This window comes from Methylomonas sp. Uni0009 (genome assembly GCF_054188105.3).
In genome coordinates this window covers 3660155-3676271 of the sequence record NZ_JBTAFN010000001.1, presented here as the reverse complement: position 1 = coordinate 3676271, position 16117 = coordinate 3660155, and the positions used below count along the sequence as shown (strand labels likewise).

The window sequence follows — 16117 nt, the reverse complement described above, 5'->3', positions numbered from 1 at the left end:
TTAATCTCGCTGCTCTAATGATGGCCCAGCCAGCAGGCGTTGTTGCACCGCCACCAACAGAGCGATGGCTTGATCTATGTTAAACGCATCGACCTCGGCGGCAATCGCCTCGAAATCGGCTTCGAACTCGCTTCCGGCCGTACCCTTGCGTAAATCGCCGATTAACGCTTCGGCTGCGCCTAAATCGCTTTCCAACACAGCCATTAAGCGGGTAATTTTAGCGCTTATGGCCTCGACCGATAGCGGTTCTGCCGGCAATGCGGCCGGCGTCGGCGGCGGGGTAAGACTATCGATGTCGGTCATCACTTGTTGCAATAAGTCGCGCAGCTGCTCAATGTGTTCTGCGGCAGGCCGTTGCTGTTGTTTAAGCCCGGCATCGATGCCGGCAATGCACTCGTAAAACGCATTGGCGCCGATATTGCCGGCTACCCCTTTCAAGGAATGACAATAATTTTCAGCGGCCGTGAGATTATCGGTTTGCAATATACGCTGTAATTCGTCCACTGCGTTGGCGTAATGTTCGCGAAACCGTCTGAGTTGTTTACGGTAAGCCGCTTCCTTTCCGCCGATGCGGCGAATACCCTCGCTGACTTGCAAACTTTGGAGGCCCAATAACTCGGGAGAACAAACCACCCGTGCCGGCGCTTCATTGACCGCATAGGTCTCGGCCTGCGTATCGCTAGAAGCGGCAGGCAGCCATTTTGCCAAACAGGAAAACAAGCTTTGCGGTTCCACCGGTTTAGTAATGTGGTCGTTCATGCCGGCCGCCCGGCTTTCTTCGGCATCGCGGGCCATTGCCAACGCGGTCATGGCGATAATCGGCAAACTGGCGAAGCGTTCTCCCCCCGCTTGCCCGGCCAAAGCGCGAATCCGCCGCGTGGCCTCCAGACCGTCCATCACCGGCATCTGGATGTCCATCAATATGCAATCGTACTGATACCGCTGCACCATCGCCAACGCTTCTTCCCCGTTCACCGCCTCATCCGCCGCGATATTCATACTGCGCAACAATTCGACAGCAAATTCGCGATTGATGGCGTTATCTTCTACCAATAAAACGTGGCGGCCAAGCAAATTCGGCGGCGTCTGAGCGGCGGCATACGGCGACTCCTGCCTGTCTAGGACGTCGCTGCGCCCCAATGCCGACAGCATGCTATCCAACAGTGACGACGGCGAAACCGGCTTGATCAGAAAACCGTCCACCCCGGCTTGGTGTGCCAGCAACATCACGTCTTCGCGGCCGTATGCGGTGACCATGATCACCTTAGGTTGCAGCACAATGGCCGCATCGGCATGAATCCGCCGGGTCGCTTCGTCGCCATTCATGCCGGGCATCCGCCAGTCCATCAACACCAGATCGAAGGGATGCTCGGAAGCGGTTTCCAGCAAACGAATCGCAGTGGCGCCATCCCCGGCCACGCTGACGTCCAATTGAAAAAATCGCAACATTTCCGCGAGTATTTCTCGGGAAATGTCGTTGTCGTCCACCACCAGCACCCGGAGGCCTTTCAGTAACGATCCGGTCTGATCCAGCAATTCCCGACGACGGGCCTCGGCCTGTTGGGCAATGTGCAGTTGCACCGTGCAACAAATCGTCGTGCCCTGGCCGGGTTGCGAATCTTCCAGCCAGATCCTGCCGCCCATCAGTTCCACCAGATGCTTACTGATCGCCAACCCCAAGCCGGTGCCGCCAAACTTCCGCGTAGTGGACTGATCGGCCTGGGTAAACTTCTGAAATAAACGTCCTTGCAACTCACAATCCATGCCGATGCCGGTATCGCGAACCGAAATCTGCAAAATGACCGCATCAGCCTTTTTGCTGAGCATCCGGAACGCCAATTCCACTTCCCCGCGTTCGGTGAATTTGATGGCATTGCCGCACAGGTTGAGCAGCACCTGTTTTAAGCGTAGCGGATCGCCTCTTAAGGTGGCGGGGATATTCACATCGTAGCGAATTAAAAACTCCACGCCTTTTTGCTCAGCCTGTAGGCCGATAGCATCGGTGAGTTGCTCCAGCACTCTGTCCAGCGCAAACTCGGTAGACTCAAACTCCAGCTTACCGGCTTCGATTTTAGAGAAGTCCAGAATATCGTTGATGATCCCCAACAGCGAATGCGCGGCGCTCTGCGCCTTGGTCAAATGGTTGTGCAAGGTTGAGGGTAAATCCTGCTTCAGCGCCAGATACAACATACCCAGAATCGCATTCATCGGCGTGCGGATTTCGTGGCTCATATTGGCCAGAAACTGGCTCTTCGCCAGCGTAGCGGCTTCCGCAGCCTGCCGGGCTTGTTCCAGTTCTACGGTGCGCGCCGCCACCAGCTCTTCCAGATGGTGGCGATAAGAATCCAGTTCGCTCTCCACCCGTTTTTTCTCGGTAATGTCTTCCTTAATGGCCAGATAGTGAGTGACGGCACCGTCCGCTTGCCTTACCGGCGTGATCTGCGCCCATTCGACGTATTCGCTGCCGTCCTTACGGCGGTTAATCAATTCGCCGGACCAGCTTTTACCTTGGGTCAGGGTATGCCACATCTCGTCATAAGTGGCCTGACCGGTGTGCCCGGATTGCAGGATCCGCGGATTTTGGCGGATGGCTTCTTCGCGGCTATAGCCGGTGACCGCCGTAAAGTGCTGATTGACGTACTCGATTTCCGCTTGCAGATTGGTGATGACGATGCTGTTGGGGCTTTGCTCCACCGCAAGCCACAGTTTGCGCAGTTCCGCTTCCGCCTGTTTCAGTTCGGTAATGTCGGTAATCACCGCTACCCGACAGTCACGCTCGGAAAAATGGATGTCGTGCGAGCGAACGATGATGTCGATTACCCGGCCGTCTTTAAGAAGATGCTGCCACTCGCCGATATAGGCAAAACCGCGCAGACTGGCCGCCAAGCTTGCAATGGCTTGTCGCTGTTGTTCCGGGAACAGATCGGTGAGTTTGAGTGCGACGATTTCAGTTTGGCTGTAGCCATATAACTGGATAAACGCATCATTCACCGCGACCATGGCCAGCGTGCCGCGCTCGTAGACCAACATCGGCGCCGGGTTGTGATCAAAAAGGTGGCGGAATTGTTGCTCGATCTGCTTGCGTTCCGTAATGTCCGACCAAATCAGGGACAAATAATTACGGCCTCTGATTTCAATCACTTTGATGCTGACATGGACATTCAACAATGTACCGTTCTTGTGACGGCGCAAGGTATCGAATTGTGCACCGCCGGCTTGCATGAAATCATCCGCTATCTGGCGAACCTGGGCAGCGTCGAATTCGCCCTGAATATCCGGCAGGCGCAAGCCAGCGAATTCCTCGCGGCTATACCCCAAGTGTTGGCAGGCGGCGTCATTGAATTCGATGAACTCGAAAGTTTCGGCATCAATTAGCGTAATCGCATCGGTGGCCTGCGAGACGATGGCGCTGAAAATCCGCTCGCGATTTCTGGCTTTTTCCTCGATGATCCGGCGTTTTATAAAGCTACTCACCCGTTCCGCCACGGCATCGAGCAAGAGTCGTTCTTCGCCTAAAAACTGATCGTCCGGATGCTCGGGCTGCGGTTGCAGATTAGCGATCGAGATACTGCCGGACGCTATACCATCGATTTGAATGGGTACGGTCAGTAAGCTGCTGGAATTTTTGAAATCGCCGCTGAAATAGCTTTGGCCGTCCCATTCCATGCGGGCAGCGGTTGCTTCGGGACAAAGCCAGCCGGCAGGTAATAAGTCAACAACGCGCTGTAGCACCTCCGGCAAAGGCTTTTCTAAATCCTCGGTGGCGCGAAAAACCGCGTGCAGACATTTTTGTTCCTTGATGCGCTCGTTTAAGGCGAGCTGCGTTGCATGCAGTTGGCTAATGTCTCGGGCCATGCCCAGCACGCCGATCAATTTGCCGTCGCAGGAATTAACCGGGGTTTTAATGGTTTCGTAGAGCGCCTTATGCTTGCCGTCGGCATAGCTTATCCAGTCCTGATTGCGGATAGGCTCGCCGGCGGCCATGGCTTTAGCATCCTGTTCGCGGTATTTATCGGCTTGTTCGCGGCTGACAAAATCGTAATCGGTCTTGCCGACGATAAGCTGTTCAGGCTTGCCGTACAGGGGTTCGAAGCTCGGGTTACACAGCAGGTAAACGCCGTCGGGATCTTTCAGCCATATTTTGTCGGGCATGGCCTTTAACAAGGTGCGTAGCAAATCTTCTTTTTCGGCCAAGGTTTCCAAGGCCCTTTGCCGCTCGGAAAAATAGCAGGCTAACGCCATGCCCACTACCGATAGCACCACCATGAAAAACCAATAGTTGATTTCGTGATTATCGCCCAAGCTGGGATCGGTCAGGCCGGAACGTCGCCAAACCAAGCCGAACATGGCCTGTGTGGCGGTAACGACCAAAATCAGCGTGGTAGCGCGGCTGCCAAGACGAACAGCCGCCCAACTGACAAATAGAAATATCCAGTAACTTTTCGCGTAAGCGCCGAGGCTGTCGTGAAACCAGTCGAGAAACACCAACTGCCCCACCAAAAAGTTCAGCGCAATAATCATCATGGCTTCGCTGAACGCTTTAGCCCCCTGCAGCTTGCAGGCACTGTTAGTCCAGACCAAAATCAGCGGCGTAACCAATATCACGCCCAGCGTATCGCCCATCCACCAATGTAGCAGCGAGGAAAGCACAGCTTCCTCGCCGATAAATCCGCCAGCAAACAAAGTCAACGTGCCGATTGCCGCAGTCAACGAACAAGCGACAACGCCGCCTACACTTATCAGCACCAGATAATCGCGCAGCGTTTTCAGAGAACGGTCGAAGCCGCGGATGCGCTGCAGCAACCAAGCGCCGGACCAGGCGCCGAAGGTACTACCGATTGATATGCTGGTCGCGCTCAATAACGCTTTGCCTTGCCACAGATTAAGCGCCAAGGCCCCGATGAATATTGCCCAGAGATAGTGGCGGCCGCCCAGCAAAATGGCCGCCAATGCCAGCCCGCTGGCAATAAAAAACACACTGGCACTGCCATTGGGCGCGAAATACAACAAAGCCAATCTGGCCGTTACGATATAAAGCCCGGCAGCAGCTATCCATCTCAGCCATGCAGGCGCCATTGCTTCACGCATAAACCCTCCTCGTGCTGAGAGTATAGCGACTGCCTGGGGGATTTCTAATTTAAATAGCCCGGCTGCTTATTGGCCGGGGTCTTAAACGTTGTCGCACCCGCGCCGGCGGGAGTGTTTATTTGTAAGTAGGCTTACCATCGCCAAAGGCGTTTAAAGATACTTCGAAGTAGAAGAAATTGCTCGGTTCGCTGGTATAAGAGCCCTGCCCGCCTTGCGACACGCCTACGGCTCTGGCTTCGGTGAAGTCGCCAGGGGTAAATCGTGCATAGCTCATGCTCCAATCCACATAGGCATTCAGTTTATGGCGCAGGCGAATATCAAACTCGTGTCCCAGGAAAGTCCCGCTGCGGCCCGTGGTATCGCGCAAGCCGGCCCGGTTCCAGCCTCCGGCCGCACTTTCCTCCCAGTAAGCGTTGTAGCCGGTATCGATACGCACGTCTTTGTAGGGCGAAAACTCCAGTCTGGCCTTCGGCGCGATGATATTGTCCCAGGAGAAATAATCGTTTCGCGACCAGGGTTGGTTAAAGCCGTAGAAGGCATCAAAGCGTTGGTTGATATTGTCGCCGGCGTTTTTATCGCCCGTGCCGTAGCCGTAATAGAGACTGGCGCGGGGTTTCCAATCGTGATCGAAGCTGTAACCTAATTCCAAAGAGTAGGCCAAGGCGTCGTGCTGGCGTAAGGTCTCCCGCGTCCCGGACAAGGAACCGAAGCGTCCGAATTGCTTGTTGATGTCGGCATCGAAATCAAAGCCGCCGCCGAAAAAGCCATAAGCCCTAAGACCCGGCGCATAAATATCCATACTGGCCTTGCGATTGGCTGCCACCCGGTTGGCGGGATCACCGTCGGTTTTGCGACCCAGGAAATAAGGCTGGATGGTGACAAACTCGGACCATTGTTTCAGGCTGAGTACGGCACCGTAGATCCAGGTGTCTTCATCCGGTTGGTCGAATTCGTATTTGTAGCGCTCCACCGGTTGCAAGGCAAAAGTATCCAAATCCCAGTCATTCTGTTTCTTGCCGAAGTGTACTCGATAACCTTCGAAGTTGTTGGTGGTATTACGGAACTCGTTGTTACCAATCAAACGCCTATCCAGCAATTCCAAGTGCATACGGCCGGCACGAATGCTGAGGGGCCGGTTATGGCCTAAGGCATTGGCGAAATACAACTCACCATAGCCCTGGATCATCTCAAACTCGTTCACATCGGCATCGGTTTTGGGGTACAAACCGTTATAACTGCGCGCATCCTCCATTTCGACTGCAAAGCGTAACGGATCGAGGATTTCTTTGATGCCGACGTAGGCGCGGGTCCTGAGCAGCCACAGGTTATCGGCATCGGGCCGCCACTCTGAGGTGCCCGAGCGTTGCGGCCTAAAGTCGTTTTCGCGGTATTCGTAGCGGGTCCGAAAATCCAGCCCGACATCCAGCCATTTCACATCGCGAAATTGCTCGAACTGGGTTTTACTCAAATTGCGCACGTACAAAGGCGGATCGGTTGGCGCAGGTTCGACGCGATAGCCTTTGGTCGGGACATAATAATCTTCGGCGTTGACCAGGGCCGGCCAAGCCAGCAACAAGCCAAGTGCACCTGCTGCCCGTACTGTATAAATTAAAGGTCGTTTCATGTGGATAACTGTGGGTTTAGAGTAGTTAATGGCCGGTACACAAAAAGATTCTGCTCATCTCGCCGTCCTTGGGCTGAGTGGCAACAAGCGAACAACTATTTAGCGGCGTTAGCCTTAGTCTAGTTGGAACCCGCTAATGCAGAATCTTTTTGCTGGCCCAGCCGAAAACGTTCGCGCTTGTCGATCTGGACGATGCGGCCGTCGTGAATCACGACTTCAACCGAGCCAAACCGAATATCCTGCACAATCGTCGCGATTTGCAATGCAATCTCCTTGTTATCGCCTTGCTTCAATGCATGGCCGTTAAGTTCAATCGCCATATAGCCTCCTGAGGTATGGTGGGTTATCGTGGTTTGATGAATCCTTGTCTTGGCAGCATTAGCGCCAATGACCGTGGGACAAATGGTAAGAAAACCACAAAGCGATTGAAAACGATATAAACAGAAATATATATCTGTTAATTGGATATATAACATGGCGAATATTTACCCTCCCATCCTGGCCGCAATAGCCAAAATTCGCCCGATTGTTATCTAAATAAAAGATTATCAATTCAATTTATATCATTTCCGTTGGCATTTAAGTTTCTCTATCCTGTCAGCACCTACTGACTGTTTCCAGAGAAACACCATGACTCAAAGCAACATCATGCCGGGCTTTCGACCGGCACTGGCCTACACCTTGTTCTACCTTGGACTGGTGGTACTGATCCCCTTGAGCACCCTGGTATTTAAGAGCTTGCAACTGGGTTGGGGCGAGTATGTGGACATCATTAGCAATAATCGAGTGGTATCGTCGTTCCGGGTCAGTTTCGGTACCTCTCTGATAGCCGCCTTGGTGGCCGGCCTGTTTGGTTTTGTGATTGCCTGGGTGTTGGTGCGTTATCCCTTTCCCGGCAAACGCTTCTTGGACGCTTTAATCGATCTACCCTTTGCCTTACCGACGGCGGTGGCCGGCGTCATATTAGCGACCATTTTTCAGCCCAGCGGCCTGCTGGGTAAATGGTTGATGAGCTCATTGGGCGTGCAAGTAGCTTATAAGCCGCTGGGCATAGTGGTGGCATTGATTTTTATCGGCATTCCTTTTGTGGTGCGGACCATCGAGCCGGTATTGCAGGAATTTGATACCACGATGGAAGAAGCGGCCTCCAGTCTGGGCGCTACTCGCTTACAAGTGTTTGCCCAGGTGATCTTTCCCAACATTTTTCCGGCACTGTTAACCGGCGTATCGCTGGCGTTTGCCCGCGGGGTGGGAGAGTACGGTTCGGTGATTTTTATCGCCGGCAATCTGCCTTATGTCTCGGAAATCGTCCCGTTATTGATCATCACCAAACTGGAGCAGTACCAATATGCCGGGGCGACGGCGATTGCACTGACGATGCTGCTAGTGTCGTTTTTGTTGCTACTGATCGTTAATTTATTGCAGCTCTGGGCGCGCCGCCGCTCCGGGCAAATTTAGGAGACATCATGCACGCCAATGTTCATGTGATTAGCGACGCCACCGGCCAAGCACACTTCAAAGCGCTACACGACCCGTTTTGGGTGCGCTGGGGCCTGGTCGGCATCGCGGTAGGTTTTATTGTGTTGTTTCTCTGCGTCCCGCTGGGTTTGGTGTTGTATCAGGCCTTCTCCAAAGGTTGGCAAGCCTATTGGACAGCGCTGGCGCAACCGGATGCCATCGCCGCGATGCAACTGACCTTGCTGGTGGCATTGATCACCGTGCCGCTGAATACCGTATTCGGCGTCGCCGCCGCCTGGGCCATCACCCGTTTTGAGTTTTGGGGCAAAAGCTTATTGACCACCTTGATCGATTTGCCATTCTCGGTATCGCCGGTTATTTCGGGCCTGATTTTTGTTCTGATGTTCGGCGCTCAAGGCTGGTTCGGACATTGGTTTTCCGAGCATGACATTAAAGTGATATTCGCGGTACCCGGCATCGTGCTCGCAACCATCTTTATCACCTTTCCTTTTGTGGCGCGCGAACTGATTCCGCTGATGCAGGAAATGGGCAACGAGGAGGAAGAAGCGGCGCTATCGCTGGGTGCCAGCGGCTGGCAGACATTTTTTAAAGTGACTTTACCCAATATCAAATGGGCTTTGCTGTACGGCGTGTTGCTGTGCAACGCCCGGGCGATGGGCGAATTCGGCGCGGTGTCCGTGGTATCCGGACATATTCGCGGCGTGACCAATACCCTGCCCTTGCATGTGGAAGTCAGTTACAACGATTACGACGTGATCGGCGCTTTTTCCAGCGCCTCGATATTAGCCTGTCTGGCCATCGTTACGCTGGTTTTGAAAAGCGTTTTGGAATGGAAGCAGGCCAGAGCCTAAAGACGAAAATACGCCGACATTCTGAGGCGTTTAACATCCGGTATTGAGATAAAAACATGAGTATTCTGCTAAACAACATCAGCAAAAACTTCGGCAAATTTGCCGCCTTGTACGACGTCAACCTGGAAATTCCGGAAGGCGAGCTGGTAGCTCTGCTGGGCCCCTCCGGTTGCGGCAAGACCACCCTGCTCAGAATCATCGCCGGCCTGGAAACCCCGGATTTCGGCCGGGTACTGCTCAGCGGCGAAGACAAGACCGAGCAACATGTCAGCCGGCGCGGGATTGGTTTTGTGTTTCAACATTACGCCTTGTTCCGGCATATGACGGTGTTCGACAACATCGCCTTCGGTTTGCGGGTCAAGCCGCGCAAGGAACGGCCTACCGAAGCCTTTATCAGCAAAAAAGTGCACTCTTTGTTGGAGTTGGTACAACTGGATTGGCTGGCCGACCGCTTCCCGGATCAATTATCAGGCGGCCAAAGGCAGCGGATAGCTTTAGCTAGAGCCCTGGCCGTAGAACCCAGCGTATTGTTGCTGGACGAACCGTTCGGCGCGTTGGACGCCAGCGTGCGCAAAGATCTGCGGCAATGGCTGCGCAATCTGCATCAGGAATTGCATGTCACCAGTATTTTTGTGACCCACGATCAGGAAGAAGCCATGGAAGTCGCCAGCCAAGTCGTCGTATTGAATCAAGGCCGCATCGAGCAACAAGGCGCCCCGGCCGATATTTACGATCATCCGGCCAATGCCTTTGTTTCCAAATTCATCGGGCAAACCAACGTCTTCGATCTATCGGAAACCGAAAGCAACTGGCTGCAACGCGCAGGGATTCTGGCGGAAAAACCGCAAGGCATCTTCGCACACGTCCGCCCGCATCATATCGACATCGTCAAAGCCGAAGAAGCCTCCGGTTCGCCGGTAACTTTGAAAGACTGGCAACATCTGGGCGCGACGATACGCATCGAACTGTTCAATCCGCAACATAACGGTTCCGGTGCGACGCTGTTTGCGGAGATGCCCAACGAACGCTTCAAACAACTGAATTTAAACAAGGGCGACCGCGTGGCGGTGCATATCAAACAAGCGCATTGGTTTAATTGACAGCACCCCTCATAGTTCGGGCTATGCCAAACATAGCCCGGTACCGGCATTTGTACCCGGTTCGCGATTGTTGCCCATCGCTCAAATCACCCCATGGAAAGACCGATATGAATCTAAATCAGCTTGAATTATTGCGCGTCCTGAAGGACACCCAGTTCAACCAATCCAAAGCCGCGGAAATCATGCATGTGGTGCAGTCGGCCGCCAGCCGACAGTTACAATTATTGGAGGAGGAATTGGGCTCGCCGCTCTACGAACGCCACGGCAAAAAACTGCTGGGCCTGACACCGCTGGGCGAGCAGGTGATGGAACAGGTAGACAGGATCAATCAAGCCAAAAAGAACATCCTGTCGATAGCCGACGACTTTCGCGAAAATCGCAACGGCGCCTTGCATATCGCCACCACCCATACTCAAGCCAAGTACTTGCTACCGGAACCGGTGCAAAAATTCCGGGAGAAATATCCGGGCATCACCATTTACATGGTGCAATCGTCACCACAAGAATTAATAGAGCAGCTCCATCAGCATCGGGCCGATATTGCCATCTGCACCGAAAAGCTGGACGAGGACGAGAAGCTGGTCGTCAAATCCTGCTATGAATGGCAACACATCGCCGTGGTGCCGCGCCATCACCCCTTGGCGCAAGGCGATGTGACGCTGGGCCGGCTGGCCGCATTTCCGATTTTGACTTACTCGCAAGGCTATACCGGCCGTTCGACCATCGAAAAAGCCTTTAAGAACGCGGGTAAGGAACTGGACATCACCCTGTCCGCCGCCGATTCCGACATCATCAAAACCTATGTCAGATTGGGTTTGGGCGTGGGGATTATCGCCGGTACGTCTTACGAAGCGCGCAACGACAATGATTTGGTCGCCAGGGATTTATCGCACCTGATCCCACGCTCGATGACGAAAATCGCCTATTTGAAGCAATTATATCTACCCACTTATTTGCAATATTTCATTAACGAGCTGCTTGCCAAAGCCGCCAAGGAGCATGAATATTAAAATCCGGCACGAATTTCGGTTTTGATTTCGATATTTATCATAAGAGCCGCCGTAAAAATTTCGACTTTGCGATCCTTCACGCAAAAACAAAGACTTACAAACCGCCCAACCACCGCCGCAAGCTCCTTGCACCGAGGTAAATCATATTTTTAGATTTATATATCTCAAATAGGCATTACAGATAACCGAACCAATCGAACCTGTATTGACAGCCTTCGTTTAAACCAAGTACTTTAAAAAAAATCGCTGACCGGACCACCGGAAGCCAGTACGCCTGAACTCATTAAGCAGGCTGCTGGCTTTTTTTTGGCCCGCAGAAAACCGACAGGGAGTAATACCGTCATGACGCATTGGTATCCAGATAACTCGCAATCAATAGGCAAAACCCCATTAGTCCGGCTAAACCGCATTACCGACGGCGCGCCGGTGACTTTGCTGGCTAAAATCGAAGGCCGCAATCCGGCTTATTCCGTGAAATGCCGCATCGGCGCGGCGATGATTAACGACGCCCAGCAACGAGGCCTGCTGACCGCCGGCAAAGAACTGATAGAACCGACCAGCGGTAATACCGGCATCGCCCTGGCTTTCGTCGCTGCCGCGCGCGGCATACCACTGACCTTAACGATGCCGGAAACCATGAGTCTGGAGCGGCGCAAGTTGTTGGTGGCTTATGGTGCCAAACTGGTCCTCACCGAAGGCGCCAAGGGTATGAAAGGTGCGATAGCCAAAGCCGAAGAAATTGCCGCGTCCGATCCGGACCGCTATGTACTGCTACAACAGTTTAAAAACCCCGCCAACCCCAGCATCCACGAACTCACGACTGGCCCGGAAATCTGGACCGACAGCGACGGTGCCATCGACATTTTAGTCTCCGGCGTCGGCACCGGCGGCACGATTACCGGGGTTTCGCGCTATATCAAATTCAAACAACGCAAACCTATCGTTTCCATTGCGGTGGAACCCGAGGCCAGCCCGGTACTGAGCCAATTCCGAGCCGGCGAACCGTTACAGCCGGCGCCCCATAAGATCCAGGGCATAGGTGCCGGATTTGTGCCTGAAGTATTGGATTTGTCTCTGGTTGACGAGATTGCCCTGGTCAGTAACGAGGACGCCATAAGCTATGCCCGCCGATTGGCACGCGAGGAAGGGATTCTGGCGGGGATCTCCTGTGGCGCAGCCGTGGCTGCAGCGGTGCGGGTGGCAAAGCGTCCGGAACACGAAGGCAAAACCATCGTCGTCATCTTGCCGGATTCCGGCGAACGCTACTTGAGCTCGGCCTTGTTCGAAGGCCTGTTCGATCCGCAAGGTGTAGCGCTATGACCTTAAGCGAACACGGCCAACGCTGGGAAATCGATGCTCTGGTCGCAGAACTGCGCGAACTGCGTCTGCAATCCCTGGAAAACCGCCACCGCCGCGAACATCCGCCCAAATTGCCTTCCCGTAAGATTTTGAGCCAGATAGTCGACAACTTGGGCGCGGCGCTGTTCCCAAACCGGCTGGGTGTGCCCGACCTGACCGATGAAGGCATCGATTATTTCGTCGGCCACACGCTGGATAGCCTGTTGCGGCAATTGCAACGGCAAATCGGCCTGGAATTGCAATTTGTCGCCGAACAGCAAGGCCTATCCCTGGATACTCGCAGCCAAGCGACAGACATCACCCGGCAGTTTGCCGCCCAGTTGCCTGCTGTGCGGCAATTGATCGACACCGACATTCAAGCCGCTTACGAAGGCGACCCCGCCGCGCGTTGCGCCGACGAGGTGTTGGTGTGTTATCCCGGCATTACCGCTGTGATTCATCACCGCTTGGCGCATGTGCTCTACGAATTAGGTTTGCCGCTGGTAGCGCGCGTCATTAGCGAGGTTGCACATTCCGCCACTGGGATCGACATCCATCCTGGTGCGCAAATCGGCGAAAGCTTTTTTATCGATCACGGCACCGGCGTGGTAATCGGCGAAACCGCGGTCATTGGCCGCCGGGTGCGTTTATATCAAGCAGTCACGCTGGGCGCCAAACGCTTTGACAAGGACGACAACGGCATTCTGGTCAAGGGTAACGCCCGCCACCCCATCGTCGAAGACGACGTGGTGATTTATGCCGGTGCCACGATCCTGGGACGTATCACCATTGGCCGCGACTCGACGATAGGCGGCAACGTCTGGCTCACCCACAGCGTGCCGCCGGACAGCCTGGTCAGTCAAGGGCAGAATCGCACGGAAGTATTTGCCGGCGGCGGCGGGATTTAATCTCAACGGCCAATCGGCGCTTTTTCAAACCAACATTGATTAATCCATCACGAAAAACACTTTAACCAACCACCACCCACTAAGAAAGGAAAATCACCATGTCAGACATTCATCAAGCCCATACCGCGTTAGGCGACGTCGCTGCGCGCACCTTATCCAACGCCACCAAAACCGTGCCCATGATGGGTACGATCACGCCTCGCTGGCTGGTGCATTTAATGCACTGGGTACCAGTCGAAGCGGGTATTTACCGGGTCAACAAAGTGAAAAGCGAAACCAGCATCGCCGTCGACTGTTCCAGCCTGGATGAAAAAGTGCTGCCGCAAACCTATGTGGATTACGAAGAATGGGGCCGCGAATATCGCTTGAACGCCGTCAACACCGTACTGGACGTTCACACCCGCGTGGCTGATTTGTACAGCAGCCCTTACAACCAAATCCACGAGCAGCTGCGTTTGACCATCGAAACCGTCAAAGAGCGTCAAGAAAGCGAGCTGATCAACAACGCCGAATACGGCTTGTTAAACAACGTCGCGCCTGCGCAAAAAGTGCAAACCCGCAAAGGTTCGCCAACCCCTGACGACCTGGACGAGTTGATTGCCAGAGTTTGGAAAGAACCCGCCTTCTTCCTGGCCCACCCACGCGCCATCGCCGCTTTCGGCCGCGAAGCCACTCGCCGCGGCACACCACCACCAACCATATCCATGTTCGGTTCACAATTTTTAACCTGGCGCGGCCTGCCATTGATTCCGACCGACAAACTAAAAATCACCAACGGTAAAACCAATATCCTGTTGTTGCGCACCGGCGAGAGCCGTCAAGGCGTGGTCGGTTTGTATCAACCCAATTTGACCGACGAACTGAGCATGGGCCTGTCCGTGCGCTTCATGGGCATCAACCACAAGGCTATCGCGTCCTACTTAGTATCCCTGTATTGCTCGCTGGCCGTGTTGACCGAAGATGCCATCGGCGTATTGGAGAATGTCGAAATAGGCAACTACTATGACTACCAATAACCTAGACTTAGCCGGCCTGGCGCAACAAGCGCTGAGCGGTGGTACGGTGCCCTTGGGCTTACCGGATGCCGCCGAATTGACGCGCTTGGCCAATCAGTTTTTCCAGGAAGTGCCTAATGGTGGCGAAGCCATCGATACCGTGCCGGTCTCGGCAGCAACTGCTGTACCGTTTAATAACGTCAGTTCCGGTTTCGACTCCCGGCCCGGCATAGACGACACGGCTATCTCAGCCTTGGTGCAACGCAGTTTTGCCTTGCCAGGCACAGCGGATTTGCAAACCGCCCTTGCCACACCGTTTGGTAAAAGCCAACCCACCACGCCCAGCGCATCATCGTTTTATTTTTTAAACGACGTATCGGCATTGGCTCGCGCGGCGCAAAGTCCGGGTTTAGGTTCTGCGCATCCGCCGTTTGACGTACATGCAGTGCGGCGAGATTTTCCGATTTTGCAAGAGCGGGTAAACGGTTACCCGCTGGCCTGGCTGGATAACGCCGCCACTACGCAAAAGCCGCAGGTGGTGATTGATCGGATTTCCGAGTTTTATCAGCACGAAAACTCCAACATCCACCGTGCCGCGCATGAATTGGCGGCACGAGCTACCGATGCCTATGAAGGCGCACGACAAATCGTCGCGCGTTTTATCAATGCCTCGTCCGCCGATGAAGTGGTCTTCGTGCGTGGCGCTACTGAAGCCATCAATCTGGTAGCCAAAAGTTGGGGCAAGCAAAACATTGGCGCGGGCGACGAAATTGTCATCAGCTGGCTGGAACATCACGCCAATATCGTGCCCTGGCAGCAATTATGCGCGGAAACCGGTGCGGTACTCCGAGTGATCCCGGTCGACGATAACGGCCAAGTGATTTTGTCCGAGTATCAAAAACTGCTGAATGCCAAAACCAAGCTGGTGTCGTTTACCCAGGTCTCCAATGCTTTAGGTACTGTCACGCCGGCGCAGGAAATGATCGAACTAGCCCACCGGGCCGGGGCGAAAGTATTGCTGGACGGCGCGCAATCGGTGTCGCATCTGAAGGTTGATGTACAGTCCTTGGATTGCGATTGGTTGGCGTTTTCCGGCCACAAGATCTTCGGTCCGACCGGTATCGGCGTGCTGTACGGCAAGGCGGAAGTTCTGGAGGCTACCCAGCCTTGGCAAGGCGGCGGGAATATGATCGAAGACGTCACCTTCGAGAAAACCGTCTACCAACCGGCACCCGCCAAATTCGAAGCCGGCACCGGCAATATTGCCGATGCGGTGGGTTTGGGTGCGGCGCTGGAATACCTAAACAAGATCGGTATCGAAAATGTGGCCCGCTACGAGCATGAGTTGCTGGTTTATGCGATGCATGCCTTGCAAGCTATACCGGGTCTGCGTTTGATCGGCACCGCGCCGGAAAAAACCAGCGTGGCGTCGTTCGTGATAGACGGTCATAGCACTCAAGATATTGGTAAAGCCTTGAATGAGGCCGGCATCGCCGTGCGCTCAGGACACCATTGTGCACAGCCCATCTTGCGCCGCTTTGGCTTGGAAAGTACCGTCAGACCCTCGTTGGCGTTTTATAACACTTACGAGGAAATCGATAGGTTAACGGCAACCCTAAAACGGTTGCAGTGCACTTCTCGGCGGTTCTAGCCTAACATTTTGAGGTCAAGGCGGCATACAGCCTTGATCTCAAATACTCGCGCTGGACATGCCAACCTATTTT

The 16117-nt window shown here is 54.1% G+C and carries 11 protein-coding genes; 8 read left to right on the top strand and 3 right to left on the bottom strand.

Features of this window, described 5'->3' with window-relative positions; all coding sequences use genetic code 11:
* The 3 genes from ACWAU0_RS16955 to ACWAU0_RS16945 form a co-directional block, all read right to left on the bottom strand.
* Positions 1-5088, bottom strand: coding sequence for a PAS domain S-box protein (locus tag ACWAU0_RS16955; RefSeq protein ID WP_458137354.1), 5088 nt, complete (start codon positions 5086-5088; stop codon positions 1-3).
* Positions 5089-5203: 115 nt separating this feature from the next.
* Positions 5204-6712, bottom strand: a complete 1509-nt coding sequence (locus tag ACWAU0_RS16950; RefSeq protein WP_171695614.1) for an alginate export family protein — start codon at positions 6710-6712, stop codon at positions 5204-5206.
* A gap of 119 nt (positions 6713-6831) precedes the next feature.
* Complete coding sequence (locus ACWAU0_RS16945) at positions 6832-7032, bottom strand: YezD family protein (protein WP_171695615.1); 201 nt, start codon at positions 7030-7032, stop codon at positions 6832-6834.
* A 310-nt stretch (positions 7033-7342) separates the two neighbouring features.
* On the opposite strand from ACWAU0_RS16945, the gene cysT reads away from it, so the two are divergent.
* From cysT to ACWAU0_RS16905, 8 genes are all read left to right on the top strand, one after another.
* On the top strand, positions 7343-8170 hold the full coding sequence (cysT, locus tag ACWAU0_RS16940; RefSeq protein ID WP_205450326.1) for a sulfate ABC transporter permease subunit CysT: 828 nt from the start codon (positions 7343-7345) through the stop codon (positions 8168-8170).
* An 8-nt stretch (positions 8171-8178) separates the two neighbouring features.
* On the top strand, positions 8179-9042 hold the full coding sequence (gene cysW / locus ACWAU0_RS16935) for a sulfate ABC transporter permease subunit CysW (RefSeq protein WP_033156393.1): 864 nt from the start codon (positions 8179-8181) through the stop codon (positions 9040-9042).
* Positions 9043-9098: 56 nt separating this feature from the next.
* Positions 9099-10142, top strand: coding sequence for a sulfate/molybdate ABC transporter ATP-binding protein (locus ACWAU0_RS16930; RefSeq protein WP_033156394.1), 1044 nt, complete (start codon positions 9099-9101; stop codon positions 10140-10142).
* Positions 10143-10249: 107 nt separating this feature from the next.
* A complete protein-coding gene (locus tag ACWAU0_RS16925) occupies positions 10250-11152 on the top strand; it encodes a LysR substrate-binding domain-containing protein (RefSeq protein ID WP_171695617.1) in 903 nt (300 codons plus the stop codon).
* A 342-nt stretch (positions 11153-11494) separates the two neighbouring features.
* Positions 11495-12472, top strand: coding sequence for a cysteine synthase A (gene cysK, locus ACWAU0_RS16920; protein ID WP_458137353.1), 978 nt, complete (start codon positions 11495-11497; stop codon positions 12470-12472).
* A complete protein-coding gene (gene epsC / locus ACWAU0_RS16915) occupies positions 12469-13398 on the top strand; it encodes a serine O-acetyltransferase EpsC (protein ID WP_458137352.1) in 930 nt (309 codons plus the stop codon). The genes cysK and epsC overlap by 4 nt, the downstream gene beginning before the upstream one ends.
* 98 nt (positions 13399-13496) lie before the next feature.
* Complete coding sequence (locus tag ACWAU0_RS16910; RefSeq protein ID WP_020481377.1) at positions 13497-14414, top strand: family 2A encapsulin nanocompartment shell protein; 918 nt, start codon at positions 13497-13499, stop codon at positions 14412-14414.
* A complete protein-coding gene (locus tag ACWAU0_RS16905) occupies positions 14401-16044 on the top strand; it encodes a family 2A encapsulin nanocompartment cargo protein cysteine desulfurase (protein ID WP_458137351.1) in 1644 nt (547 codons plus the stop codon). The genes ACWAU0_RS16910 and ACWAU0_RS16905 overlap by 14 nt, the downstream gene beginning before the upstream one ends.
* Positions 16045-16117 lie beyond the last annotated feature (73 nt).